General features: G+C 72.0%; 17 protein-coding genes, 1 tRNA gene, 2 pseudogenes and 1 riboswitch. Of the genes and pseudogenes, 8 read left to right on the top strand and 12 right to left on the bottom strand.

Annotated features, from left to right (window positions below; all coding sequences use genetic code 11):
* Positions 1–12 precede the first annotated feature (12 nt).
* Positions 13–759, bottom strand: coding sequence for an HAD family hydrolase (locus ACIOJD_RS33395; protein WP_401920176.1), 747 nt, complete (start codon positions 757–759; stop codon positions 13–15).
* 65 nt (positions 760–824) lie between these two features.
* On the opposite strand from ACIOJD_RS33395, the gene ACIOJD_RS33390 reads away from it, so the two are divergent.
* The 4 genes from ACIOJD_RS33390 (at position 825) to ACIOJD_RS33375 (ending at position 4,209) form a co-directional block, all read left to right on the top strand.
* Complete coding sequence (locus ACIOJD_RS33390; protein ID WP_401920098.1) at positions 825–1,016, top strand: hypothetical protein; 192 nt, start codon at positions 825–827, stop codon at positions 1,014–1,016.
* Positions 1,017–1,078: 62 nt separating this feature from the next.
* Positions 1,079–1,152: transfer RNA gene (locus ACIOJD_RS33385), tRNA-Met, on the top strand.
* 365 nt (positions 1,153–1,517) lie between these two features.
* On the top strand, positions 1,518–2,663 hold the full coding sequence (locus tag ACIOJD_RS33380) for a PP2C family protein-serine/threonine phosphatase (protein WP_401920173.1): 1,146 nt from the start codon (positions 1,518–1,520) through the stop codon (positions 2,661–2,663).
* A 348-nt stretch (positions 2,664–3,011) separates the two neighbouring features.
* A riboswitch (cyclic di-AMP (ydaO/yuaA leader) is annotated at positions 3,012–3,166 on the top strand.
* An 11-nt stretch (positions 3,167–3,177) separates the two neighbouring features.
* Entirely contained in the window at positions 3,178–4,209 is a 1,032-nt protein-coding gene (locus ACIOJD_RS33375; RefSeq protein ID WP_401920096.1) for a M23 family metallopeptidase, read from the top strand.
* 58 nt (positions 4,210–4,267) lie between these two features.
* Here the strand turns inward: ACIOJD_RS33375 and ACIOJD_RS33370 are convergent, their stop codons facing one another.
* The 8 genes and pseudogenes from ACIOJD_RS33370 to ACIOJD_RS33335 form a co-directional block, all read right to left on the bottom strand.
* The gene (locus ACIOJD_RS33370; protein WP_401920093.1) at positions 4,268–6,283 is read right to left on the bottom strand and encodes a tetratricopeptide repeat protein; all 2,016 of its coding nucleotides are present in this window, start codon (positions 6,281–6,283) and stop codon (positions 4,268–4,270) included.
* Positions 6,280–6,678 carry a hypothetical protein gene (locus ACIOJD_RS33365; protein WP_401920091.1) on the bottom strand — a complete coding sequence of 133 codons (399 nt, stop codon included), beginning with the start codon at positions 6,676–6,678 and terminating at the stop codon, positions 6,280–6,282. The genes ACIOJD_RS33370 and ACIOJD_RS33365 overlap by 4 nt, the downstream gene beginning before the upstream one ends.
* A 481-nt stretch (positions 6,679–7,159) precedes the next feature.
* Positions 7,160–7,329: pseudogene (locus ACIOJD_RS33360) on the bottom strand (VapC toxin family PIN domain ribonuclease); the annotation flags it as partial.
* Positions 7,287–7,570: pseudogene (locus ACIOJD_RS33355) on the bottom strand (CopG family transcriptional regulator). The pseudogenes ACIOJD_RS33360 and ACIOJD_RS33355, both read right to left, overlap by 43 nt.
* A 129-nt stretch (positions 7,571–7,699) precedes the next feature.
* A complete protein-coding gene (locus ACIOJD_RS33350) occupies positions 7,700–9,043 on the bottom strand; it encodes a PrsW family intramembrane metalloprotease (protein WP_401920089.1) in 1,344 nt (447 codons plus the stop codon).
* Positions 9,044–9,155: 112 nt separating this feature from the next.
* On the bottom strand, positions 9,156–9,893 hold the full coding sequence (trmB, locus tag ACIOJD_RS33345; RefSeq protein WP_401920171.1) for a tRNA (guanosine(46)-N7)-methyltransferase TrmB: 738 nt from the start codon (positions 9,891–9,893) through the stop codon (positions 9,156–9,158).
* A 673-nt stretch (positions 9,894–10,566) separates the two neighbouring features.
* Positions 10,567–11,784 carry an L-2-hydroxyglutarate oxidase gene (lhgO, locus tag ACIOJD_RS33340; protein ID WP_401920087.1) on the bottom strand — a complete coding sequence of 406 codons (1,218 nt, stop codon included), beginning with the start codon at positions 11,782–11,784 and terminating at the stop codon, positions 10,567–10,569.
* A gap of 415 nt (positions 11,785–12,199) precedes the next feature.
* Positions 12,200–13,714: an MFS transporter gene (locus ACIOJD_RS33335; RefSeq protein ID WP_401920084.1), complete on the bottom strand. Its 1,515-nt coding sequence runs from the start codon at positions 13,712–13,714 to the stop codon at positions 12,200–12,202.
* Positions 13,715–14,297: 583 nt separating this feature from the next.
* On the opposite strand from ACIOJD_RS33335, the gene ACIOJD_RS33330 reads away from it, so the two are divergent.
* A complete protein-coding gene (locus tag ACIOJD_RS33330) occupies positions 14,298–16,427 on the top strand; it encodes an asparagine synthase-related protein (protein WP_401920082.1) in 2,130 nt (709 codons plus the stop codon).
* Positions 16,428–16,538: 111 nt separating this feature from the next.
* Here the strand turns inward: ACIOJD_RS33330 and ACIOJD_RS33325 are convergent, their stop codons facing one another.
* On the bottom strand, positions 16,539–18,761 hold the full coding sequence (locus ACIOJD_RS33325) for a sigma-70 family RNA polymerase sigma factor (protein ID WP_401920080.1): 2,223 nt from the start codon (positions 18,759–18,761) through the stop codon (positions 16,539–16,541).
* A gap of 254 nt (positions 18,762–19,015) precedes the next feature.
* Complete coding sequence (locus tag ACIOJD_RS33320; protein WP_401920077.1) at positions 19,016–19,876, bottom strand: TetR/AcrR family transcriptional regulator; 861 nt, start codon at positions 19,874–19,876, stop codon at positions 19,016–19,018.
* A gap of 340 nt (positions 19,877–20,216) precedes the next feature.
* Between ACIOJD_RS33320 and ACIOJD_RS33315 the strand changes: the two genes are divergently transcribed.
* Positions 20,217–21,596, top strand: coding sequence for an NAD(P)/FAD-dependent oxidoreductase (locus tag ACIOJD_RS33315; RefSeq protein ID WP_401920076.1), 1,380 nt, complete (start codon positions 20,217–20,219; stop codon positions 21,594–21,596).
* 337 nt (positions 21,597–21,933) lie between these two features.
* Positions 21,934–23,628, top strand: a complete 1,695-nt coding sequence (locus ACIOJD_RS33310; protein ID WP_401920074.1) for a SpoIIE family protein phosphatase — start codon at positions 21,934–21,936, stop codon at positions 23,626–23,628.
* A gap of 21 nt (positions 23,629–23,649) precedes the next feature.
* On the opposite strand, the gene ACIOJD_RS33305 is transcribed toward ACIOJD_RS33310, so the two are convergent.
* Positions 23,650–24,963, bottom strand: a complete 1,314-nt coding sequence (locus tag ACIOJD_RS33305; RefSeq protein WP_401920168.1) for an MFS transporter — start codon at positions 24,961–24,963, stop codon at positions 23,650–23,652.
* A gap of 155 nt (positions 24,964–25,118) precedes the next feature.
* Here ACIOJD_RS33305 and ACIOJD_RS33300 point away from each other — a divergent pair, with 155 nt between their 5' ends.
* Complete coding sequence (locus tag ACIOJD_RS33300) at positions 25,119–25,685, top strand: MarR family winged helix-turn-helix transcriptional regulator (RefSeq protein WP_401920072.1); 567 nt, start codon at positions 25,119–25,121, stop codon at positions 25,683–25,685.
* Positions 25,686–26,099: the final 414 nt, after the last annotated feature.

Genomic DNA, 26,099 nt, shown 5'->3' with positions numbered 1-26,099 from the left:
GTGGCGTACGTCTCAGTCCTGTATGGCCTCGTCCCGTACGCCCGCCTCCTCGTCCCGTACGCCCGCCTCCTCGTCCCGTACGCCCGCCTCCTCGTCCCGTACGTCCGTGCTCGCCGCCGTCCACTCCGCCGCGATCGACGCGAGCTGCGTGAGTCTGTCGATCCGCCAGTCCGCCGCCTCGGCCACATCCGGGTCGTCCGCCCACAGATAGCCCCAGGGCCCGCGCCGCAGATGGATCGTGCGCAGGCCCGCCTCCCGGGCGGGGAACAGGTCGTACGCGGGATGGTCGCCGACGTACACCGTCCGCTCGGGCGTGGTCCGCGCCGCCTCGACGACGTGGGCGAAGAACTCGGGGGACGGCTTGGCGGTGCCCCACTCGCCGGAGGTGGCGACGAGATCGGCGGGCAGGTCGAGGCCGCGCAGCAGTTCACCGGCCTTGACGGTCTGGTTGCCCGCGATGACGACACGCAGGCCGAGCGCCCGGAGGCCGGCCAGGGCGGGCCGGACGTCGGGATAGAGGTCGGACTCGTCGAGGTGTTCGCCGCGCCCGGCGGCCTCTCTGGCCCGGTAGGCCTCGCCGACGTCCATGCCGGGCTTGATCAGGCGGAGGGCGTCGGCGTTGTCCCGGTTCTGGACGGTGGCGGCGCCGACGAGAGCGGAAATGGTGTGGCGGGGAATCCCCAGCCAATCGGCCCAGGAGGCCCAGTAACGGTCGTCGCGGACGAGGGTCTCCCCGACGTCGAACACGATGGTTTCGATCACCGGTCCAAGCGTAGGGGGACACGCTCTGCCGATTGTCAGTGGCTGGCCGTAGCCTTGGGCTTATGTTCGCTTCCTCGCCCGAATCTTCCGGTGCCCGTGGTTCCGTTCGGTCCGCCGCTGTCGTCAATTCCGAGATCCGTGCCCTCTGGGGGCGGGCCGGGAGCACGCTCTCCCCCGCTGAGCAGGAGCGTTACCAGCGGCTTCTGGTGGAGTGGGCCGCGGCGGTGCGGGCCGATGTGGTCGAGGCGGCCTGATCCGCTCCGTGGGGCAGGTGGTTTTGATCTTGCTCCGAATGGCGTAGAGTTGCATTCAACGGCGCGGGGTGGAGCAGCTCGGTAGCTCGCTGGGCTCATAACCCAGAGGTCGCAGGTTCAAATCCTGTCCCCGCTACTGGAAGAAAACGAAGGCCCGGATTCCTTGTGAATCCGGGCCTTCGTCGTGCTTGCCGCCGCCTCCGCTTTGCCGCACCACGTGGTGTTGGTCTGCCGTACCGCGTGGGGTTCGTCCGACTGGTCCACCCCTCGGACGCGTAGCCCACTCGGCGGACGGCTGACTCGCCACCCGGCCCGACAGCGGCCAGCCTGGGTAGGCGGGGCGCCGTACGGTCCGCCGCCGCGGGCTGACCGGGCAGGAGACCACTGGTGGGCAAGCTGAGGAAGCTCACGGAGCGCATCGGCGGCAGGCGTCGCCGGGCCGCTCGGGACGCTCTCCCCGGTGACGGGCGGGGGTTCTGGGTGGTCGGCGATGCCCCGCGGATGGTGGGCGGCCACGCCCGGCGGACCGGCCGGGGTGTCCGTACCGGACGCCGGATGGTGCGCTATCTGCCCTCCCTGGTCATCGTGGTCGGGGTGATACTCGACCTCACGACGCCCGCGCGCGTCACCTCCGGCCCCCTCTTCGCGGCGGCCCCCCTGGTCGCCGCCCCGTTCTACTCGATGCTCGGCACGTCCCTGGTCGCCCTCGCCTCGCTGGCCGCCGAGCTGGCGCTGCGCCTGAGCAGCGAATCGCTGTTCACGGTCGAGGCGAGCAGTGAGCTGCTGACGGTGGTGGTCGTCTCCCTGCTCGCGCTGTACATCAACGCGGTCGTGCGCCGCAGCGGTCAACGGCTTGCCTCCGCCCGCATCATCGCCGAGACCGCCCAGCGCGCCGTGCTGCCCAGACCCGCGGAGCGGATCGGCGGGCTGCGTGTCGCGGCGCGGTACGAGGCGGCGCAGGAGGGCGCGTACATCGGCGGGGACCTGTTCGCCGTACAGGACACGCCGTACGGGGTGCGTCTGGTGGTCGGGGACGTACGGGGGAAGGGGCTCGACGCGGTCGAAGCGGTGGCGGTGATCATCGGGTCGTTCCGGGAGGCCGCCGAGCAGGAGAGCTCGCTGGAGGCGGTCGCACAGCGGCTGGAGCGCGCCCTGACGCGGGAGGGCACGCGGCGGGGCGGGCTCGACACCTTCGAGGGGTTCACGACGGCCGTGCTCGCCGAGATCCCGCACGGGGAGAACGTGGTGCGGCTGGTCAACCGGGGGCATCCCGAGCCGCTGCTGATGAACGGCGACGGCGCCGTACGGATGCTGGCTCCCAGCGACCCCGCGCTGCCGCTGGGGATGAGCGAGCTGGGCGCGTGGCCGGACCGCGCCGAGCAGTCCGCGTACCCCGCCGGCGCGACGCTGCTCTTCTACACGGACGGGCTCACCGAGGCGCGCGACGGCCGGGGGGTCTTCTACCTTCCGCGCGAACGGCTCGACGGGCGGATCTTCCAGGGGCCCGACGAGCTGCTCCAGGCGCTGATCGACGACGTACGGGTGCATACGGGCGGCGGGAGCCAGGACGACATGGCGCTGCTGGCGGTCAACCGGCCCGCGGAGGGGGAGCCGGAACGGCGCAGGGGCACGCCGGCCGTTCCGTGACGCCGCCCCCGGGGCCCTCCCGGCCTGTCGGAGCGCGAGGCCTGTGCGGCCCCTCGGAGCCCGTCGGCGGGTCCTCGTGGAGCCTTCATGGAGCCCTTCACGGTGCCTTCACCGGCGTCGGCCACTGTGGGTAGTCAACAGGTGCCCCTCCGCATAGCAATTGACGTACCGTCAGAATCGACGGGCACCCTGAATCGCTGTCAACTCGCCCCATTGCGCTCACGTGTGCCCTGATGTGTCCGTTGCGAAGTTGTTAACGATCATCAGGAACAGCTTGGAATAAGGCCCTGCTCTCTATTAACGTTCGATAACGCAGCGCGGTCGTCCCAGCCGTCGCCAGAGATGGCACCGTGCGCAGCGCCGAATTCCGCGAGGGAACCGGGGAACCACCAATTGGGGTGAATCGGACGTTCTTTGCTGCCTCCGTGCGGCAGAAGCGCCCGTAGGAGACCTTCCTGCTCCGAACCCGTCAGCTAACCCGGTAGGCGAGAAGGAAGGAAAGGAGCGCGCCCCCGTGGCGTCCAACAAGCCTGCCCCGGCAGCCCCCTTCGAAACTCTCTCCTACGGCAAGGAGCCGGAACCGGGCTGGGGAGAATGGAATCCCACCGAGGAGTCCGTCCGCCCCGTACGCGGCAGACACCGCGTGGCCGCCAAGCGCAACAACGGGCTGGCCCGCAGCTCCACGGTCCTCGGTGTCGGCGTCATCGCCGCCGTCGGCGCGGGCGGCATCGCCACCGCGCAGGACAAGCCCGCGGTCTCCATATCCCTGCCCGACGTGGTCGCGGACAACCTTCCGGACTCCAAGTCGCTGCCCGGTATGGGCTCCCTGGCATCGGACGACTCCGAGACGGACGTCCTGGCCAGCGCTCCGCTCACCTCCGCCGGTCTCACGGTCGCGGACACCGAACAGGGCGCCAACGCGGGCGAGGCCCTCCGCGCCCGCATCCTCCAGCAGGCGGAGCAGCAGCAGGGCGCCGCCGACGCCGTGCAGAAGGCGGCCACGGAGACGGCGGCGGCCGAGAAGGCCGCCTCGCAGGCCAAGGCCCGGCAGACCGACGCCGAGAAGAAGATCGAGGCGGCGAAGAAGAAGGCCGAGGCGGAGGCCAAGGCCAAGGCGGAGGCGGAGCGCCTCGCCAAGCTTGCCGCCAGCTACTCCCTCCCCACCTCCTCGTACACACTCACCTCCACCTACGGTGAGGCCGGTTCCCTGTGGTCCTCCGGCCAGCACACCGGCCTGGACTTCGCCGCCCCGACGGGTACGCCGGTCAAGGCCGTGCACAGCGGCACCATCAAGTCGGCCGGCTGGTCGGGCTCGTACGGCTACCGCACGGTGCTGGAGCTGGATGACGGTACGGAGATCTGGTACGCCCACCAGTCCTCGATGACCGTGAGCGCCGGCCAGAAGGTCAGCAGCGGCGAGGTCATCGGCCGGGTCGGCGCGACCGGCAACGTGACCGGCGCGCACCTGCACCTCGAAGTCCACACGCCGGGCGGCTCGGGCATCGACCCGATGAGCTGGCTGCGCGGCAACGGCATCAACCCCTGACGGCTGCGGTCCTCGTCGGCGCTCGCCCTTCCGTCCGCCCATGCGTGGCCGTGAGTCTCTATTCCCGGCCGTGAGCCTCGCGGGTGTCTTCAAGGAACTGGTGGGCGAGTTCGGTGAGGGGATGGTCGGGGCCGTAGAGGCGTTCGCGGTCGGCAAGCACCCTCTCGAAGAGGGCGGTGGCCGCGTCGACGTCGCCGGCGAGCTTGTGGGCGTAGGCGAGGTTGCTGCGGGCGGTGACGGTCTCGGAGTGGTCCGGCCCGTGGACCCGTTCGTAGTCGGCAAGGGCGCTGCGGTGGAGGTCGATGGCCCTCTCCAGGTCGCCCATGTCGCGGTAGGAACTGGCCAGGTTGGCAAGGGCGTTGATGGTGTGCGGATGGTCGGGTCCGTGAAGGCGCCGCATGTCCGTCAGGTTCCGCTGGTGCAGGTCCCGCGCTCGCGCCGGCTCGCCTCGCAGGGCGTAGAGGTAGGCGAGATTGGCGCGGGCGACGAGGGTGTCGGGGTGATCGGCGCCGTGTACGCGCTCGTGGTCGGCCAGGTTCTGCTGGTGCAGAGGGGTGGCTGTCTCAAGGTCGCCGGCGGCCCGGTGGGCACTGGCGAGGAAGCTGCGGGCGGCGAAGGTGGCCGGATGGCCGGAGCCCTGGAGCCGGGTGTTGATCTCCACCGCGCGCCGCGCGCAGGCTATGGCCGTGCTGGTGTGACCGTCGCCCTGAAGGTATCCGGAGGCGGCCATGAGCAGGCCGGCGGTGTGCAGGTCCTCCTCCGCCGGAGTCCGGTCGGTCAGGGCCAGCAGGTGCGGCAGGAGTTCGCGCCACCGGGGCCACCCGGGGACGTTGAACAGCGGGTTCTCCGGCAGTACCTGCTCCAGTAGCAGGGTGGCTCGTTCGCGGGCGGTCGCGATGGCCTGGACGCTGCGATGGGGGTCGGCGGGGTCGGCGACGCGTGCCACGCCCTGGACCAGGCGGTGGACCTCCACGGTCTGCCGGGTCAGCGTGATCATGCTGTAGCCGTGGAGGAGGGCCAGGGCCTCATCGACGGCGAACGGGTCCTCTCCCAGGCTCTCGTGAAGGCCTTCGAGGATGTCGCGCGGCAGCGGAGCGGGAGCGAACCAGGCGAACAGCCGCAGCAGATCCCCCGCCAACGGCTGCCGGTTGGTGATCGCCTGGAGGGACAGTCGCCAGATCCGGGCGATGGTGCGCTGGTTGTCGGCCTCCTGACCGCTTGCCACGGCGGCGAACATGCGGCCCGGATAGCGACGGAGACGGTCGAGGTAGGCGGCCGGACTGATGGCGGTCGACTCGATGTAGGCGGCGGCCTGCTCCAGGGCCAGGGGGAGATGTCCCAGTTCGTCGGCGAGGCGGACAAGGACCCGCTCGTCGTCGGGCCCCTCCGGCTCGACGATGCGCATGAGCAGCTCCACCGCGGCGTCGGACGGCAGGGATTGCAGCGGCAGAGGCTGGGCCAAGCGGCGCCAGCCGGTGGTCCGCCGACTGGTGATGATGTGCCGCCCTGTGGTCATGCCCAGCACAGGGGCCAGGTCATGCGGGGAGGCGGCGTCATCCAGCACGAGGAGCCAGTCCTGGTGAGTCTGCAGCCAGCTCAGGGCCCACTCGGCGCGCTCGGTGCTGGTCGCGGTGGCCAGGTGCTGATGGGGAGCCAACCGGGTGGCAAGGTCGGCGAGCCCGTGGGTGAGGCTGGAGGCGGAGTCCGCGCTGAGCCACCACACCGGGTTGAACCGGTGCCGGTGCCGGTGTGCGACCTGGAGAGCCAAGGCACTCTTGCCTGTCCCGCCCAGGCCGTGCACGACCGGCGGCAACGTCGGACAGGCGGCGTCCAGTACGGCCTCCAAGCGGGCCAGCGGTTCGACGCGGTCGACGAAGTCGGGGTTGGCCGGCGCGGGCAGGTTGCTGGTCCCCCGAGGGGCCTGCACTTGCGCGGGTTGTCGGACGGCGTCGGCCGGCAGGTGGACCGTGCGGGCGTCGATCGTGGCGTGGTCGCCGGTCGAGACGACACCGCTGTTGGTGCCGACGGCCACCGCCTGCTCGCCGGAGGCCTCGATGCGGGGCCTCTCGCTCACCGCTGGATCGTGGCGCCGTCGCCGGTGCTGATGACGCCGCTGTTCGTCTCGACCGCGACGGCGCCATCACCCGAGGCGGTGAAGGCGCGGGCGGGCAGGAGCCGGGCCAGTTCCGCGACCAGCTCGGCGTCCTGCCGCAGGATGCGGCGCACCTGGACACGCAGGGCGGCCTGGGCGTCGGCGTCCCGCGGGTCCTCGGCCACCTCCTCGATGGCCTGCTCCAGCCCGTCCCGGTTCTCCTCCCGGCTCCACAGCCGTTGCACGATGCGCTGGCCCAGACCGGCCGTCGCGTCGACGGCCGTTTCGGCGGTCCGGGTGACCACGGCCGTCCCGTAGGCGGTGACGGCGGCAGTGACGTACGGCGCCACCTCGTTGGCGACGGTCAAGGCGTCCACGGTTTTCCCCCTCTGTCGGCTCACCCGAGCATGCCACTGCCGTCCCGGCCCGGTGGTCCGGTTGGTGGGAGGGCCGGAATCGATGCGGAGCGGAGCAACGGTAGCGTGAGCGCGATGAGCGGCTGCACGGTGGCCGTGGGTGAATCAAGCGTGCGGGTCCGGTCCATCCAGGAGGCTCAGGGAGTCGTGATGGAGCGCATCACCGATCTTGGCGGCCCGCGCCCCGGAAGCGGCCTCGCTGTCCGTAGCCGTGCTGCTCCGTACCGGACATGACCGGCTCACGCGGCCCCACTTCGAGGAATGGGACGATTCGCAGCACGGCGCAGGCCTGTGACTTCACCTCAGCCATCGGCAGGATCGCGCGGTGAGCGCACTCGGCCCGCCCATCCCGCACGGTGCGGGACACGCACCGCATGTCGCGAACGGAAGGGGCCAAGTCGCTTGCGGGCGGAGGCGTTTGGCCGCAGCACATCTCGGGTCGGAGCGGGAGGTCGTCGGGCAGTACCCGGAACGCCTTGTGCCGACCCAACGGGCGTACGGCCCGGAAGTCGCGTCGGTCGAAGGTGAGGATCGCGCCTCGGTGTCGTAGTCGGCGGCGAGTGCCACATTCACCGCGTCGGCGAGGTCCAGGTCGAGCGCGCCGTAGCGGAGTCCGGGGCGCGGCGGACAGCGTCCGAGACCGTGTCGCGGACCTCCGGCTTGGGCGGCGTACGGCCCGGCCCTTCGAAGGTGCGTGAGAACAACGGCTCGTCCCGGATACGGTTCGCCATCGCCGCGAGGTGGATCCCCTTCCGGATGATCTCGGCCTCGCTTGTCCCACGACGCCTGGCGGCCTCCTTGATGATCGCCAGGTCCTCCGGGCGACGTAGACATTGATGCGCTTCATGGACATGTGCCGAGGATGGTCCATGTATCGGAATGACGTACGTCCGTAGAGCCACCCTCGGCGGCCGAGCCAGTGCCCGACCGACACCAGGAGGGAAGGATCCGGAAACGCTCTCCTCGTGCGGAGTCAGGACACTCAGTACTGCCGGTACGGGTTGTAGCCGTCGTAGTCGACGTACGGCGGCGGCACCCGCACCCGGCCGGTGGCCCGCGCCGCGAATGTCAGCGCGGGCCCCGCTATGTCCTTGCGCTGCCACAGGTGATGCAGCAGTTCCCGCTCGCGCTCGATGAAGTCCGGGCCCACCGGGTCGCGGTGGGCCCGGTGGCGCAGGAATGCCAGGGACGTCGCGAACGCCTCGTACTCTCCGACCGATCTGGCCGCCCCCGATCCGAACGTACGACCCGCGAAATGGCGCGCCATCGTGCGCGCCCGCATCGAGGAGAGCGCCTGCGGCGCGGCCGGGGTCAGCCAGCCCGCCTCGGCGTACGCGGGCAGCTCGGCCGAGATCGTGCGCAGTTCGCGCTGCCGGGTCCATATCGCCAGCCAGGTCAGCAGGGCGAAGAGCGGGACCATGAACGCCGCGTACACCACGTAGAAGCCGTACGGGCCGAAGAGCGCCGACGAGCCGTTCCACAGCGCGTGCATGCCCATCGACAGGGCCAGGCCGAGCAGCGGGTAGAGGAACCGGCGGATCCGGTGGCGCCGGGGCGCCATCGCGGCCAGGCCGAAGCCGATGCCCGTCAGTACGGTGAACAGCGGATGCGCGAACGGCGACATGACGATCCGTACGAAGAAGGTCGCGGCCGTGACGGAGGCGAAGCCGGAGCTGCCCATGTTCTGGTCCTCACCGAACGCGCTGCCGAGATACAGGATGTTCTCGGTGAACGCGAAGCCGGTGGCGGTGAAGCCCGCGACCACGACACCGTCGACCAGACCGGTGAAGTCCCGTCTGCGGAAGAGGAAGATCAGCAGGATCGCCGTGGCCTTGGCGCTCTCCTCGACGACCGGCGCTATGACCGTGGCACCCAGGGATTCCGCGCTCGCCGGGTCGGCGGTCGCGGTGGCCAGCCACTCGGTCGCGAAGGAGTTCGCGATGATCGCGACGAGGGCGGCCGCACAGGCGCCCCACGCGAAGGAGAACCACAGATTCGCCCAGGGGCCCGGCTCGACCCGGTCCAGCCAGCGGAAGGCCGCCATGAGGAGCGGCACCGGCAGGACGGCCAGACCGAGGCCGACCAGGAAGCCCTGGGTGCCGGTCTGGTCCCGGACGAGCGCGAGGATCACCAGGCCGCAGAGCGCGAGCAGCGTGAACACGGCCCCGGCCCGGAGCGCCCGGTGACGCCAGAACGCGCGGCGCGGGCGGTAGCGCCTGCGGGCAGGCTCCGGCACGGCGGTCCACAGGTCGCCGAGCCGCTCCTGCTGCTCGTAGACGGGGATCGCCGGACTCGGATCGAGGCGTTGCGGGCGCGGTTCTGACACGCATTGACCCTAACGAGGGCCACTGACACTGGCGATGGTGCCTGTGCGTGACTGTGGGTACGGCAGTCGCGCCCGCCGGCCGTGTACGCGGGAAGCTCGGTCGTGACTCGCCCTAGACGGGGAGCGGTTCTCGTACGCGGCCGAACAGCAGGTCATGCACGACATGCCCCTTGTCCAGCCCCTGTCCCTCGAACCGGGTCAGCGGACGGAAGGCCGGCCGTGGCGCATAGCCGCCATCGCGCTGGGTGTTCTCGAATCCGGGGTGCGCGGTCAGCTCCGCCAGCATCTGCTCGGCGTACGGCTCCCAGTCCGTCGCGCAGTGCAGTACGGCCCCGGGCCTCAGCCTCTGTGCCGCCAGCGTGAGGAACTCCGGCTGGATCAGCCGCCGCTTGTGATGCCGCTTCTTGGGCCAGGGGTCGGGGAAGTAGACCCGCAGCCCGGCGAGGGAGCCGGACGGCAGCATCTCCCGGAGCAGGATGATCGCGTCGCCATTGGCCACCCGGATGTTGGACAGGCCGTCCGCCTCCGCGAGGCGGAGCAGATTGCCCTGGCCCGGGGTGTGCACGTCGACGGCGAGGATTCCGGTGGCGGGATCGTCGGCGGCCATCCGCGCGGTGGCCTCGCCCATCCCGAACCCGATCTCCAGGACGACCGGAAGGCCGCCGAACATCTCGTCCAGGTCGATGACGCGTTGGCCGTCGATGTCCAGACCCCAGTCGGGCCACAGCCGCCGCAGGGCGTCGCCCTGGCCGATGGTCACCCGGCTCCGGCGGGGCTGGAAGCTGCGGATGCGCCGCTCGAAGTGGGATCCGGCGGGGTCGGCGGCGGGGCCGGTGCCGTCCGGGAACATCCGGCTCGCGGTGCGGGCCCCCGACACGGGCGCGGTGCGGTCGCCCGGCCCGGTGGCGGTCTCGGCCGCCGCGTCGGCCGCCTCGGCCGCGTCAGTCGTATCAGCCGTGTCGGTGGTCCTGGCCGTCACTGCCGTCACGGCTGTTCCGGCTATCCCGGCTGTTCCGACTGTCGTGCCCACGTCGGTGATCTCGGCCATCTCGGTCATCTCGGTCTTCTCGCGCTCGGCCACAATGGCTCCGATTCTACGGAGCCGGGCCGCGCCCCCCGTTTTCGGTGCCCGGACCGGGCCTTAGGTCCTGTCCGGTCGATCTTGTCGGATCGGCCCGGGGCGTCCGGCGCCGTGGTTCGCAAGGCGCCGGGGCGCCCGCAGGGTGGTTTCCTGCGGGCGTTTCGGCAATGCGGCGATGTGGCGCCCGCCGCGGTGGCGGCTGATGTCGCTGGGGCGTTCCGGGCCCGGCGAAGATCGCGGACGGGGCCTGGGGTCTTTCGTTTGGATCAGGCCGGATCAGGGAGCGGGGTCTGGTGCCGTGGATCGCAAGGCGGAGGAGTGAGGCGACGCGGCGGGGGCACCTCCCACGCCCTTGAGGCAGTGGGGGAGTCGTGGAGTGACGGCAACGCGGCGAGGCGCGGTGCCGGGGCACGCGAGCCCGGCAAGATCCAAACGAGAGGCCCTAGTCCTCCGCCAGCACCGCCAGCGCCCGTCTCGCGATCTCCCGGCCGATGGGCAGGGACGCGGTCGCCGCCGGGGACGGGGCGTTCAGCACATGGACCGTGCGGGAGGTCTGCCGGATCAGGAAGTCGTCGGCCAGCGTGCCGTCCCGCAGCACCGCCTGGGCCCGTACGCCGGACGGTGCCGGGCGCAGGTCCGCGTCCGTGACCGCGGGGAGCAGCCGCCGTACCGCCGTCGCGAAGGCGCGCTTCGACAGGGAGCGGTGCAGCTCACCGGCGCCGTACCGCCAGTGCTCGCGCGCGGTCCGCCAGGAGCCCGGCCAGCCGAGGGTGCCGGCCAGCTCGGCGAGGCGTACGTCCGACCACGCGTACCCCTCACGGGCCAGCGCCAGGACGGCATTGGGCCCGACATGGACCCCGCCGTCGATGCCCCGGGTCAGATGCACCCCGAGGAACGGGAACGCCGGGTCGGGGACCGGATAGATCAGCCCCCGTACGAGACCGGGCCGGGCCAGTTCGTAGTACTCCCCCCGGAAGGGCACGATCCGCATGCCCGGGTCGTCGCCCGCCAGCCGTGCCACCCGGTCGCAGTGCAGACCGGCGCAGTTCACCAGCGTCCGCGCCCTGACGGTCTCCCCGGACGCCGTACGGACCGCGACGCCCCAGGCGCGGCGGTCGACGGCGGTGACCTCCGCTCCGTACCGGAGGGACGCCCCCGCGGCGGTCGCCGACTCGGCGAGCTGCCCGGCGACGGCGGAGAAGTCGCACACCCCGGTCGTACCGACGTGGATCGCCGCCAGGCCCCGCGCCATCGGTTCGTACTCCGTGATCTGCGCCGGGCCCAGCTCCCGCACCGGAATGCCGTTCTCCCTGCCGCGCTGGACCAGGGCGTGCAGCCGGGGCAGCTCGTCCCGTCGCGTCGCGACGATCAGCTTGCCGGTGACCCGGTGCGCGATGCCGTACTCCGCGCAGAACTTGACCATCTCGGCGGCTCCGCGCACCGCGAACCGCGCCTTGAGCGAACCAGGGCGGTAGTAGACCCCGCTGTGGATCACGCCGCTGTTGCGGCCCGTCTGGTGGCGCGCGGGGCCCGGCTCCTTCTCCAGCACCACCACCCGGGTGCCGGGGGCGGTGCGCGTGATCGCGTACGCCGTCGACAGACCGACGATCCCGCCGCCGATCACCAGCACATCGCAGTCGAATCCAGCGCGTCCGCGCATCGCGTCTCACCTCCCACCCCGATAGTGCACTGGCCCGCTGACAACGCGCTTAAACCCGAGCACCGAACAACGGACCGGCAGACTCCGGCGCACGCGCACGCGGGCCGGTGCACTCCGACGCGGACCGGCGCATTTGCGACGCGGACCGGCGGACTCCGGACGCGCGGCGCGGACCGGCGCATCGCGACGCGGACCGGTGGTCTCCTGCGCGACCGGCGCACTCCACCGCGCCTTGGGCGCCGCGCTCCGCGCTCCGGGCGCCGACCGTCGAGCGCCGTACGAAGGTCTTCGAGCCGGACCAGCCCCCGAAGCCGCCCGAGCAGGACCAGCCCCCGAAGCCGCCCGAGCAGGACCAGCCCCCGAAGCCGCCCGAGCCAGTACCAGCCCCAGTACCCGCCCCGGCCCCTGCCCCCGGCTACGCCTGCGCCACCAGCAGCGGTCGCGCCCGCTCCCGCAGTTCCATCACGCGCGGCTCGTCGCCGTACGGCTCCAGGCGGTGCAGCAGATCCCGTACGTACTCGGTCGTCCGCGCCGACGAGATCCGCCCGGCGACCTCCACCGCGCGCGTGCCCGCCGCGCATGCCGCGTCCAGATTGCCCGACTCCAGCTCGGCTACCGCGCTCACCACCAGCCGCAGGCCGTGCGAGCGTACGAACTCCTCCGTCGGCTTCGACAGCGCCTGCTCCGTGAACTGCCGTGCCTGCCGCGGTGCCTTCAGGTCGCGGTAGCACTCGGCCGCGTCGGCCGCGAACCGGTCGTACGAGTAGAAGCCCAGCCACGACGGATCGGCGTCGCCGTCGCGCGAGCGCTCCAGCCACCCCTCCGCCGCCTTCAGCGCCGCCCCGGCCGCCACCCCGTCGCCCGCCTTCGCGTGCGCCCGCGCCTCCACCAGCCGGAAGAAACTCATCGTGCGGGCGGTGGCGAGCCCGCGATTGCGCTCCAGCGCCGCCTGCGCGAGGTCCACCCCCTCGTCCGCGAAGCCCCGGTAGATCGCCTGGAGCGACATGGAGGCCAGGACATAGCCGCCGAGCGGTACGTCGGCCGCCGCGCGGGCCAGCCGCAGCGCCTGGATGTAGTAGCGCTGAGCGGCCTCCTGCTGCCCGGTGTCGAAGGCCATCCAGCCGGCCAGCCGGGTCAGTTCGGCGGTCGCTCCGAAGAGCCCCCGGCCCACCTCGTCGCTGTACGCGCCGAGGAGCAGCGGTGCCGCGTCGACCCGCAGACACTCCGGCACCATCGATGAACGCCAGTCCCCGCCGCCGTACTTGGAGTCCCAGCGCCGGGCGTCGGACGCGGCCTCCCGCAGCTTGGCCACGTCGCTGTGGCCCACGCGCAGGGATATCTCCCCGGTGCCGTCCGTCCCCTGGCCACCGGTCGGAGAGCCCGCGGCTCCGGCCGGCCCGGATCCCTGTCCGCCCCCTCCGTGCGCTCCCTGCGCCGCCTCCGCGACCGCCGCGTCACGGGCGACCGAGGAGTCGGCGGGTGTTATCAGCCACCGGGACGCGGGGGTCGCGTAAGCGCTCACTGCGAAAGATCCGGCCAGCGACTGCCAGATGCCCCCGCTGCCCGCCCGGCGGCCCGCCAGGTCCAGCCGGTACAACTCCGTCGCCGCGTGCACCGCCGCACCCACGTCGCGCGGGAAGGCGAGCCCGACCTCGGGGGCCGGATCCGCGTCCGCCAGACCGATCTCGTGCAGCGGGACCGGGCGTCCCAGCTTGGCCCCGATGGCGGAGGCGATGAGATGGGGCGCCGCACCCTGCGGAACCATCCCCTTGGACACCCATCGCGCCACCGAGGTTTTGTCGTAGCGAAGTGTCAGACCACGCTGCGCCCCGAGGTCGTTGACCCGCCGGGCGAGACCGGCGTTGCTGATTCCCGCGAGGGCGAGAACGGTGCCGAGCTTCTCGTTCGGCCCGCGTAGCTCTCTGGACATGCGCCACCCCTCGACACAGACGGCCGCCGCGTCGCGGCATAGGCGCGCGGCATTCGTAAACCCAGCGTAGTTCGACACATCCCGACCGTTAAGGGGCGGACTTCCGTATGGCGGGATTGTTGTCCGTGCGGGGAAGGGCTCCGCGGGTCCCGGGCGGTCGGCCGTGCTCCACCCGTGTGGCCGTGCGCCCGGCCGTGCGCTCTTGGCCCCGCGGAAGCGGGAGCGCTTCCATGAGTCCTGCGTGGGTCGGCCCGCTGCGTACTGGAACCAGTGGGCTGGGGGATACCGCCGCCCCAATCCCCGCGGGCGGTGGATCAGTCCGGGAGGCGTTTTCCGCCTCCCGGACTGAACGCGAGCCGGTACCGAAGAGCCGTACCCGGTCCGGAGATTGGCTGAATGCTGCCTATCCGCGAAAGGCCGCATCTTCGCCAAATGGCGAATGCCAGGGGCGCATTCGTCTTCCCGCTCGCGCTTCCGCGGACCCTCCTGTGCGCTGTTGTCATGGCAGCATGTCCCCGAACGGCTTCGGTTCGAGCTTCGGTTTGATCGTGGCTCAACTTGTCCACAGGCTGTGGAGGCGGCGATGCGCTGGTTGGTGGGTTGGAGCAGTATCGCCGCGCGTTTCGGCACGGCCGGTGCCGTCGGGCCCGTCGGCGACTCCGACGGCGGCAGCGTGCACCCCGTCGGCTCCCAACTCCTGTGGGGCGACCCGGATCCGCTCTGGGCCGTCGGCGACTGGCGGCCCGACGAGGTCCGCGTCGTGACCGTCGACCCCTTCACCCGGCTCGCCGTGCTCGGCTGCTGCGGGGCCACCGACGACGAACTGCGGGTCGGGCTGTTCGCCGCGCGCGGCGGCGCCCTGCGCCATCTCACCGCCTGGCCAGGCAGTTACACGGCCGTCGCCCAGATCGGCCGCCGGATCACCGTCGCCGGCGATCTGGCCGGGGCGCGCCCCGTCTTCTACACGCCCTGGGCGAGCGGTACGGCGTACGCCACCGCCGCCCTGCCCCTCGCCGACCTCATCGAGGCCCAGCTGGACATCGGGCACCTGGCCGCGCTCCTCGCCTGCCCCGAGACCCCGGAGGCGCTGCGCGACTCCACTCCGTACGACGGCGTCAAACGCATCCCGCCCGGCCACGCGCTGGTCCTGCGCGAGGGATCGCGGGAGATCACCGGGTACGAACCGGTCGCCTCCCTCGCCGTCGCCGGCCCCCAGAAGGACCCTGAGCGGGCCGTCGAGGGCATACGGGACGCACTCGTCGAATCCGTACGCGCGCGACTGCTGGCCCCGCGCCACGCCCCCGAGACCCTGCCGCCCGACCCGGGCCCGGTCCCCGGCATGGGGCCCGCCGAGCGACGCGCCGCCCGCGGGGCGCCGGTCCCCGGGATCGGCGCCGACCTGTCGGGCGGCAGCGCGTCCGGCACCCTCGCGCTGCTCGCCGCGGGGCTGCCGGGGGCGCCCGGCACGGTCCTCGGGCACGGCACCGGCGCGGGGGAGCGGCTGCTGGCCGTCACCTTCAACGACCTGTCCGCCGGCGGCCGCGACGAGGCCGAACTGGAACGGGCCCGCGCCATCGCCGCCAACCCCCGGCTGCACCATGTCGTCGTCGCGGCGGGCGAAGAGGCCCTGCCGTACGCCGAGTTGGAGGGCCCGCTCACCGACGAGCCGGGCCCGTCCCTCGTCACGGCCGAACGGCACCGCCGCAGACTCGCCGCCGGCAGCGCCGACCACTTCACCGGCGCGGGGGCGCGCGAGGTGCTCGACGCGCATCCGGCGCGCCTGGCCGACCTTCTGCTCGACCGGCGCAGACGCCACCTGCTGCACCCGGTCACCGCGCTCGCCAGGGCCGAAGGCCCCTCGCCGTCCTCGCTGTTCATCCCGCTGACCGTGTACCGGGCCGCCCGCCGCCTGGCCCGTACGCCGTACCGCACCGGCCTCGAACAGGCCGCAGCGCTTCTCCCCGAGGCCAACCGGGCCAACCGGGCGGGCCGGGCCACGCCGTCCGCCGCGCCGAACAGCCCGCTGAGCGCCTCACTCGCCGCCCTCACCTGGTCCAGACCCGGGCCCGCCGCGCGCTGGCTCACCGGGGAGGCGCTCGCCGAAGTATCGGTTCGGCTGCTGGGCGCGGCGACCCGGCCCACCTCCGTCCAGCGCCCCGGCGAGGCCCGCGCCCGCGCCGCCCTCGCCCGCTACGCGGCGGACCACCGCGTCTTCGAACAGGCCGCCGAGATCCGCAGCCAGCGGCTGCACGCCCCCTTTCTCGACAACCAGGTCGTACGGGCCTGCCGCGAGCTCCCCGAGGCGCTGCGGGTGCAGCCGGGTGCCCGCGCGGAGGTGCTCCGTACCGTCCTCGCGGGGGCCGGGGCCCACGACCTTCCGCCGGGCTGGGGCGCGACGTCCCGGGCCGGCTCGGCCGCCGCCACCCGCGTGGGTCTGCGCGCGGCCGTCGGCGAGCTGATCACCCTCTTCGACGCGCCCCTGCTGGCCGACGCGGGCCTGGTGGAGGCCCGTGTCGTACGCAAGGCCCTGCGCGCGGCGGCCGAGGGCGAGCCGGTACCGCTGGACGGTCTCGCGGATCTGGTCTCCACGGAGTTGTGGCTGCGGCGGCTGCTCTCCCGCCGGGGCACCTGCTGGACGGGGACGGCGGCACCGAGGCAGCGGGCGGTGGCGGGCGGCGTGGTCCCGTCCGGCAGGCGGACGCTTCAGAAGTAGCAGGGCGCGGGCGCAGGCGCCGTGCGCTACGCGCCGGAGCACAAGGCGCGGGCGCCGTCACGCGCCGGACATCCGTAACAGCCGCCCGCCCCAAGGGCGTCGTCAGCCGCGTCAGCCGCAGCTGATCCGCGACCGCGCCCAGTCGGCGAGCGCCACCCGGCCGAACGGCGTATGCGGCTCCACCACCAGCCGGATCGTCCGCTGCCCGGCGATCCCCACCTGTACGGGTACGGCCGCGTCGCCACCGTGCACCACCGGCGAGCGCCAGAGCCGCCCCCCGTCGCCGTACACGGAGAAGCGCACGGCACCCAGGCCGAGCGTCATGTCGTCCACCCCGGCCATGGCCGCGTAGCTGGAGCAGTCGCGGTTGAGGTCGATGGTCACCGAGGACGAGGCGTGTGTGCTCACGCCGTGGCCGTAGTGGGTGCCGCCGATCGACATCGACGAACGCTGCCAGAGCCAATTGCTGCCGCCGAGCCGTACTTCCGGCCCGGAGTCGGGACCGTCGCCGGGCACGTCGTACGGCAACTCGTTCACCTGATAGACGGCCGGGACAGTCGGCGGCTCGGGGCTGGGGCTCGGCTCCGGAGGAGGCGTCGGGCTCGGCGTCGGGCTCGGTGTCGGCTTCGGCGCGGGCGGCGCCGGCGGTTCGGGCTTCGCGGGCGCCGAACTGGGTGTGGGCTTGGGCGTGCGCGCCGGAGTGCGCTCCGGCTTCGCGGGGGGAGTCGCGGCCGGCGCGGACTTCTCCGGAGGCGACGGCTTCGGCGCGGGCGGTGCCGGGGGCTCGGGCGAAGGGGCCGGGGCCCGCGGTACGACGGGCTGTGCGGCCGGCGGTTTCGCCTCGGGCTTCGGCTCGGGCTGGGAGTCACGTACGAGCGCGTACACCAGACCGGCGGTCGCCGCGATGGCCACCAGCGCCGCGATCCCGGCCTTCACCGGGGCGGCGGCTCCCTCGGACGCGGCGGCCGCGCCGACCGAACCGCCGCCGGAGGCCCCGCCCGTGGCGCCACCGGTCGCACCGGTCGCACCGGTCGCCGCCGCGGCGGCACCCGCTCCGGCCGCTCCCGCCGCGCCGCCCGCCACGATCCCGGCCGCCTTGAGCGAAAAACCGGCGGCGAACCAGCCGATGACCGCGACCGGAACCAGGGCCGGGATCCCGTTGTTGACCTGCGCCAGTTCGCCCGCCGCGCGACGGCACTCGGCGCACTCCTCCAGGTGTTTGCGCAGCCCGCGCTCGGCGCGCATCCGCAGCCCTCCGCGGGCGTACGCCCCCAACCGGTCGGCATACCGGGCGCAGTCACCGCCCGAGGTGAGCGCGGCGTTCACATGGGCCTGCAAATAGGCCTGCTTGAGCCCTTCGCGCGCCCGACGGGCCAGTACCGCCGTGGCGTTGGCGGACAGGCCGAAGAGCGGCGCGACCTCGCTCGGCGACTCCTCCTCGACCGTGGTGTGCCAGAGCACCGCCTGCCAGCGCTCGGGCAGGCTGCGGAAGGCCTGCATGGCCATGGACTGTTCGGCCTCGTGCATCGCCAGGACGTCCGCGCCGAGATCGAGGGTCTGTGCTTCGGAGACCTCGGAGGTGTGCACGGCCTGCGCCGCGAACACCGCGAAATCCTCGACCAGTTGCTCCCGTTTCGCGGACTTCGTCCAGGTGGCGGCGACTCGTCGTACGGTCGTCAGCAGGTACGCCCGCACCGCGTGCTCGGGCCCGGCGCCGCCGCGTACCGCCTGCAACGTACGGGCGAACACCTCGGCCGTCAGGTCGTCGGCGGTGTGCGCGTCGCGGCAGCAGGTACGGGCGTAACGGCGCACCGCGTCCGAGTGCCTGCGGAACAGCTCCTCGTACGCGCTGTTGTCGCCGCCCCGCATCCGCTGGATCAGATCGACGTCCGGCGTGGACGGTGCGGACAGCGGCGCCTCGTCCGCCGACGGCTCGCCGAAAGGCCCGCCGCTGTTCCCGTCCCCGCCGCTCTTCCCGGAGTTGGTGCCGAACCCAGTCCCACTCGCGGTCCCGCTCACACGCTGCGTCGGTACGCTGCCGTCCGCGTCCGCCGACCGGCCGGCCGCACCGGCGGCCGAGCGGCGCGGCGCCCGCGAACCGCCGGAGCCGCCGGCTCCACCGGGCGTGCCGGCGCCACGGGATGTGCCCGGTCCACCGGGCGCTCCGGATCCATCGGACACACCGGACCCGCCGTCACCGCCCGGCCTCCCCGAGCCACCGGGCCCGCCCTGACTCGGGACCTGCGGGGAAGACAACCCGCCGGGTCCCGCACCGCCGCCCGTCCTGCCGTCCGTGCCGCCGCCGAGCGGCCTGTCCCGTCCGTCGCCGCTCATCGCGGAAGCCCCCGTACGCACCCTCTGACCCGAAACACCGGGTCAGAGTGTCACAGCGCGCCACGCCGCCCGGACCTTCCGGCCCGTCAACCACTCATCCGGGCACGTTTCCCGGAGTGCGGTCATAACCTTCACTCGTTCGGGGAAGGATCAACGCCGTTCAGGAGTAAGCCAGTTCGACGCAATCCGTGCCGGCGGCTGTGACAGGAGCCGTAGCGAAAGGCACTACAGGAGCCGTGGCGACGGGCAGTCGCTCACAACGGCCGCGACCGCAGCCCTTCCAGAAGGATGTCCAGCAGCCGCGCGGAAGCCGCCGCCTGCTGCACCGCGTCCGGCAGCGAAGGCGCGGCCGTGGCGATCACCAGCAGGACATCGGCCACGGTCACATCACGCCGCAGCTCACCCGCCGCCCGCGCCCGCTCCACCAGCTGTCCGACGACCTCCAGCAGCTCGATGGCGCCCGGCGTGTCCAGGTCCTCGTCCGGCGGCCGCTGTACGACCACCCGCAGATCCGGCTGCCCGGCCTGCCGCTGCTGCGGTACCCGCGCCTCGTCCTGCCCGCCGCGCGCCACCGACGTGGACACCGAGGCCGCGGACGCCGATGTCACGTCGTCGTCCACACCCACGCGCAGCACCTGCGGAGGCAGCAGCCGTCCCGCACCCGACGCCACCGAGGTGCGCAGGAACCGCGAGAGCGCCGACCACGGCTCGTCCTCCTGCCCCAGCGCCGTACGCGCCTGGGCGGTCAGCCGGGACGTCTCCTCCTCGGCTATTCGCCGTACGAGCACGTCCTTGCTCGGGAACCGGCGGTAGACCGTGCCCACCCCGACCCGGGCGCGCCGCGCCACGTCCTCCATCGGCGCTCCGTACCCCAGCTCGCCGAAGACCTCGCGAGCCGCGCGCAGTACGTGCTCCAGATTGCGCTGTGCGTCCACCCGGAGCGGCGCCGGACGCCCGGCCCCGCCGGTACCTCCCGCACCGAGCGCGCCGGCACCGATCGTCCCCGCGGCACTCGCACCCGCGGCGCCCGCGATACCCGGCGTACCCCCCGGACCTGTCCGTCCGTCGCTCTCCGCGCCGACGGCAGCTTGCCCCTGTAAACCGTGAATGTGCATAACTGTTCCCCCGGAAATGATGTCTCCCCCCGGAGACTCCCCACCCTGAGCCCTGACAGCCGAGTGCACGGGCCAGCCCCTGGCCGACACTGCGACGGAGTACGAACATAGTTGAGCCCGGGTCAATTCAGAAGGGGGTAGTTCCGCCCGGCGCGTCCCCCGATCGGAGCAAGGACCGGAACGTGCCCGATTCGCCTCCGGGCCCCCCTCCTCCACGTACCCGCTGACCTGCGTCCCTCCGTCGATTCCCGCACTTTTGCACACCCGGGGCCGCTGACGGCCTCCGGTCACACAATCTGTCGCGGCTGTGGACAAACACCGGGGCCCGATGCGTCATGGGATGGTGAAGGCTGAGATCCCCGGGGAGACGACCCCCGCACCCACGTCCGGTCCGCGCATTCTCGTCGTCGGCGGTGGCTACGTCGGCATGTACACCGCGCTGCGCCTCCAGCGGAAGCTGAAGAGCGGTGAGGGCGAGGTCGTCGTGGTATCACCCGACCCGTACATGACCTATCAGCCGTTCCTGCCGGAGGCGGCCGCCGGGAACATCTCGCCCCGCCATGTCGTGGTCCCGCTCCGCCGCGTGCTGCCCGGCTGCAAGATCCTCATCGGTGAGGCCACGGCCATCGACCACGCCACGCGCACCGCCACCCTCCGGACCCTCGGCTCCGAGGAGGAGGGAACGGGCACCGTCGATCTCACCTACGACGAACTCGTCCTCGCCCCGGGCTCCGTCTCCCGCACGCTCCCCGTCCCCGGTCTGGCCGAACACGGCGTCGGCTTCAAGAGCGTCGAGGAGGCCATCGGCCTGCGCAACCATGTCATCGAGCAGATGGACATCGCCTCCTCCACCCGCGACCCGGCGATCCGGGACGCCGCGCTGACCTTCGTCTTCGTCGGCGGCGGCTTCGCGGGCGTCGAAGCGCTCGCCGAACTGGAGGACATGGCCCGCTACGCCTCGCGCTACTACCACAACATCAAGGCCGACGACCTGAAATGGATCCTCGTCGAGGCCACCGGGCGGATCCTCCCCGAGGTCGGGGAGGAGATGGGCAGGTACGCGGTGCGTGAGCTGCGCGCCCGCAATATCGACGTACGGCTCGACACCCGCCTGGACTCCTGCGAGGACCGGGTCGCCGTACTGAGCGACGGCACCCGCTTCCCCACGCGCACGGTCGTCTGGACCGCCGGCGTCAAGCCGCATCCGGTCCTCGCCGCCAGCGACCTTCCCCTCGACGGACGAGGGCGTCTGCGCTGTACGACGAAGCTCTCCGTCGACGGCGCCGAGCACGCCTGGGCGGCCGGCGACGCGGCGGCCGTACCCGATGTGACCGCAGGCGAGCCCGGCAAGGAATGCGCGCCCAACGCCCAGCACGCCGTAAGGCAAGCAAGAGTTCTGGCCGAAAACATCCTGGCTTCCCTGCGCGGTGAGCCCCTTCAGGACTACCGTCACGCATATGCCGGTTCGGTCGCCTCGCTCGGCCTCCACAAGGGTGTCGCGCATGTCTACGGCCGGAAGCTCAAGGGCTACCCGGCCTGGCTGATGCACCGCGTGTACCACCTCAGCCGTGTCCCCACCTTCAACAGGAAGGCCCGCGTCCTCGCGGAATGGACCCTTTCCGGACTCTTCAAACGAGAGATCGTCTCCCTCGGATCGCTGGAACACCCGCGCGCCGAATTCGAGTTCGCCGCGGGAGCCGAACGCCCCAAGAAGCCCTGAGTCCACTGCTCACCGGACACTCGAGCCCACCACCCACGCGACATATGAGCCCACCAGCCACAGGACCGGCCGAGGCCGCCGCTCCACGCGCGGCCCGTGCGGGACGCACAGCCTGTGGACAACCGATGTCCTGTCAGCGCGGTCGGTCACACTGGACGTGTGACCATAGGTGGACTCACATCTGCACAGAGTGATCCGGCCAGCTCGGCGCACCCGGCCCCGACGACCCGCCCGGCCCGACCAGCCCGTTCCGACCAGTCCGACATACCCGGCCCGAAGAGTCGGGCCGGCCCGGCCAAGACGAACAGCGACACGACACCATGAGGCCTGAGAATCCGTGAATTTCACGCGTTGGAGCGCCCGGCTCCCCGGAACACAGCGCCGCGCCGCCGCGCGCTCCGACCGCGGGTCCGTGCCCGCGGCCCGTGGTGAGTACGAGCAGCAGCCCGACCCCGTGACGGACATCCCCGCCCTCGAAGACCTCTCCGTACGGGAAATCCTCGGCGCTCTGCCCGCCCTGGCCGCTCTCGTGTACGGCCCCGAGCACCGCGTCGCCTACGTCAACGAGGCGTACGCCACCACGTTCGGCCCGCGTCCCGTCGGCGCCACCGCGGCCGAGAGCTGCCCGGAGCTGGCCGAGCTGGGTCTGCTCCCGCTGCTGGACCAGGTGCTGCGCAGCGGCAAGCCCCGTACGGTCAAGTCCCGCAAGGTCGAGACCCCGGACGCACAGCGGGAGACGGAGGAGACCACCGCGGACCAGAAGAGCGCGACGCCCCCGGGCCCGGCCCCGCGCGGCGAACGCTCGTACACGATCACCTGCACCCCCGTCGACTGCCGGGGCACCGGCGGCGTTCTCGTCTTCGCCGCCGATGTCACCGACCACGCCGAAGCGGCCGAGCGCCTGCGCACCAGCGAACGCAGACACCGCCAGACCGCCGTCACCCTCCAGCGTTCCCTCCTCCCGCAGGAGCTGGAGCAGCCCGACGACCTACGGGTCGCCGCCACCTACCAGCCCGGCGGAGGGGACGCGGCGGTCGGCGGGGACTGGTACGACGTGATCACGCTCGGCGCCGGGCGTACGGCCCTGGTCATCGGCGATGTCATGGGCCGGGGCGTGCGTGCCGCCGCCGTCATGGGCCAGCTGCGCACCGCCGTGCGCGCCTACGCCCGGCTCGACCTGCCGCCGCACGAAGTCCTCCAGCTGCTCGACGGCCTCGCCGCCGAGATCGACGCCAGCCAGATCGCCACCTGCGCCTACGCCGTCCACGACCCCAACGAGGGCCGGCTGATCTACGCCTCCGCCGGCCATCTGCCGATCCTGGTGCGCGCCGAGGACGGTACGGTCCAGCGCGCCGAGGACCCGACGGGCCCGCCGCTCGGCACCGGCGGCTGGCTCCACACCTCGGGCTCGATCCCGCTGCCGCCCGGCTCCACCGCCGTCCTCTATACGGACGGCCTGGTCGAGCGCCGCGGCGAGGACATCGACGAAGGTGTCGCCTCCCTGGAGCGAGCCCTCTCCGGCGCCCAGGGCTCACCCCAGGTCGTCTGCGACCGGCTGATCCGCTCCCTCGGTATCGCCGCCGACCACGATGACGACGTCGCGGTGCTCGTCCTCCAGCACCCTTCCCGTACGGGACCGGACGCGGAGCTGTTCCACAACGCCGCGCTCGACCTGCTCGGCGGTATCGAGGCCGCCCCGCGCGCCCGCGCGTTCGCGACGGGGGTGCTCGCCTCCTGGCGCTTCCCTGTCGAACTGCGCGACCTGGGCGTGCTCGCCACCAGCGAACTGGTGGCGAACTCCCTCCAGCACGGCACCCCGCCCATGCGCCTCAGACTCCGCCGCACCGACCGCCGGCTGATCATCGAGGTGACGGACGGCGACGACCACCTGCCGCGCCGCCGCCGCGCCGAACCGGTGGACGAGGCGGGCCGCGGTATCTCGATCATCGCGACGATCGCCTCGTCCTGGGGATCCCGCCGCACACCGGGCGGAGGCAAGGCCGTGTGGTGCGAATTCGCGCTGCCCAACTGAGCAGGGAGGACACCGGCCGCTTCAGCCGACGGACTTCCGCTCCGGCACATCCGATTCCTCGGACTCCTCGGGCATGTGCTGGACGACCACCCGGGAGGCCGGCAGAAGCGCCGGCCGGTCCTGTACGGGAGTGAGCTGCCTGCCCAGCCGCAGCGCCAGAACGCTCACGCCCAGCGAGAACAGGACGAACGTCACGATGTACGGGCCGTGCAGCGCGGCCCCCATCGGCCCGCCCACAGCCGGGCCGACCGCCAGCGCGAGCTGCTTGACCAGGGCGAACACGGAGTTGTACTGACCGATCATCGACGGCGGCGCCAGATCGGCCACCAGCGGCGCGACGGTCGGTGACAGCATCGACTCACCGAGCCCGAACAGGGCGTACGTCGAGATGAACGCGGCCGTCGCCATCGTCTCGCTGCCGTGCCCCAGCCCCGCGTACCCCGCGACGAGCCAGGCGACGGTCCAGATCAGCCCGACCGCCGCGATCACCCGGCTGCGCCGACGCCGCTCGACCAGTCGCAACACCGCGAACTGCGCGATCACGATCATCGCCGTATTGGCGGCCAGCGCCATCCCGAGCGTCGCCGGGCCGATGCCCGCGGCCTCCGTGCCGTACGCCGCCAGCCCCGACTCGAACTGCCCGTAGCAGGCGAAGAACACCACGAACCCCAGCACGCACAGCTGCACCATGGCCCGATGGCCGAGCAGCGCCCGCGGCCCGCCGCCGCTCCGGGCGCCGGTGTCCTGGGGCAGGTCGAGTCCGGTGGTGAGCGCCGCGGGCCGGGGCAACCGGATGGTGACGGCCACGCCCGCCAGGACGAGGAACATCACGGCCTCGACGGAGAACAGCAACGTGAAGCTGCCCGGCCGGCTCTCGTCGACGATCTGCCCGCCGATCAGCCCGCCGACGCCGAGTCCGAGGTTCGCCAGGAAGAACTGCGTCGCGAACGCCCGGGTGCGGGTCGACGGCGTCGAGCACCAGACGATCAGCGTGCCCAGCGCCGGCTGAAGCACGGCGGTCCCGGCGCCGAGCAGCGCGGCGGACACCACGACCGCCGGGACGTTCCCGGCCAGCCCCATGAAGAGCGCCCCGACGGATGCCAGCGCGGAGCTCCCCACCAGCACGGGCAGCGGACCACGCCGGTCGATGGCCCGTCCGGTGAACGGCAGCACGAACAGCGCGGCCATGGCGAAGACCGCCAGCACGGCACCGGCCGTACCCGCGCCCAGGTCCCGCACCTGGGCCACATACACATAGAGATACGGAACCGTGAACCCGAGTCCGAACGCACTCAGCGCGTTCCCTGCCTGGATCCGGCGCATCGCCGCGCCCATCGCCCTGGTCACACTCACCTGCCTCAGAAGATCGAAGGAAGACCGAACAGCTCAAGAAGAACTCAAGCCTGAAGACTTCAAAGCTAAAGTTAGAAGTTGAACAATACACATGGAAGGACTTCAACGCCATGTGGCCTGCGTGGCATACTGCCCCGATGTCCGACACCCCCGAGAAACCCACCCACCGGGGACTCCAGGAGCCGAGCCTCGACGAGCAGATCGCCGCGTATCAGCGCGAGTTCCGCGATCTCGACCCCCAGGTCGAGCAGGTCGTCTCGGCACTCGGCCGGCTGAACCGCCGTATGAACGTCGCGTACGGCCGCCAGGTCGCCGACCTCGGCATCAGCAACACCGAGTGGGAGGTCCTCAAGACCCTCGTCCTCTCAGGAGCCCCCTACCGCCTGGGCCCCGGCGAACTCGCCAAGCGCCTCGGACTCACCCCGGCCGCCATGACCCACCGCATCGACCGCATGGCGGGCGAAGGCCTCGTCACACGGGACCGTGACGAGAACAACCGGGTGCGCGTCATCGTGGAGCTGACGGACGAGGGCCGTACGAAATGGCTGGCGGCGATGACGATGGCCTCGGACTTCGAGGAGGAGCTGCTCCAGGACCTCTCCGAGGAGGAACGAGGAGTGCTCGGCGAGATGCTGATCCGCCTCCTGCGCCGCGTGGAACACGCCCAGCCGGACGCCGGCGGACGCCTGACCGACCTGAACTAGGGGAGTCCGGGCGGGGCTTGGGGACCTCTTACGGTTCGTTTGACACACCCCCGGCCGATCCGTAAGGTTCTTCGAGTTGTCACGGGGCCGGTACGGTTCAGCGACAACCACTCACGCCGCAGCAGCGGCACCCAAAACTCAGCACGACTCCCAGTCGGGAAGAATTTCGCATGCCGAAATTCATTTCGAAGACTCGATTATGAGTCACCTGCGGAATCCGCTAGAGTTTGGAACGTCGGAACGGCCCAACAGCCGGGAAGACACCCGCCCGCTGACTGGGAATCAGGCCCGAAAGGATCTGATAGAGTCGGAACCGCTAGAAAGGGAAACGCGAAAGCGAAGAACTGGAAAGCAAGCCCCGCTCCGACGGGGAATCGGACACGAAAGAGTCTGATAGAGTCGGAAACGCAAGAC

Source organism: Streptomyces sp. NPDC088116 (assembly GCF_044741745.1).
In the GTDB taxonomy this organism is placed as follows: Bacteria; Actinomycetota; Actinomycetes; order Streptomycetales; family Streptomycetaceae; genus Streptomyces.
This window is presented reverse-complemented; position numbering and strand designations above follow the sequence as displayed.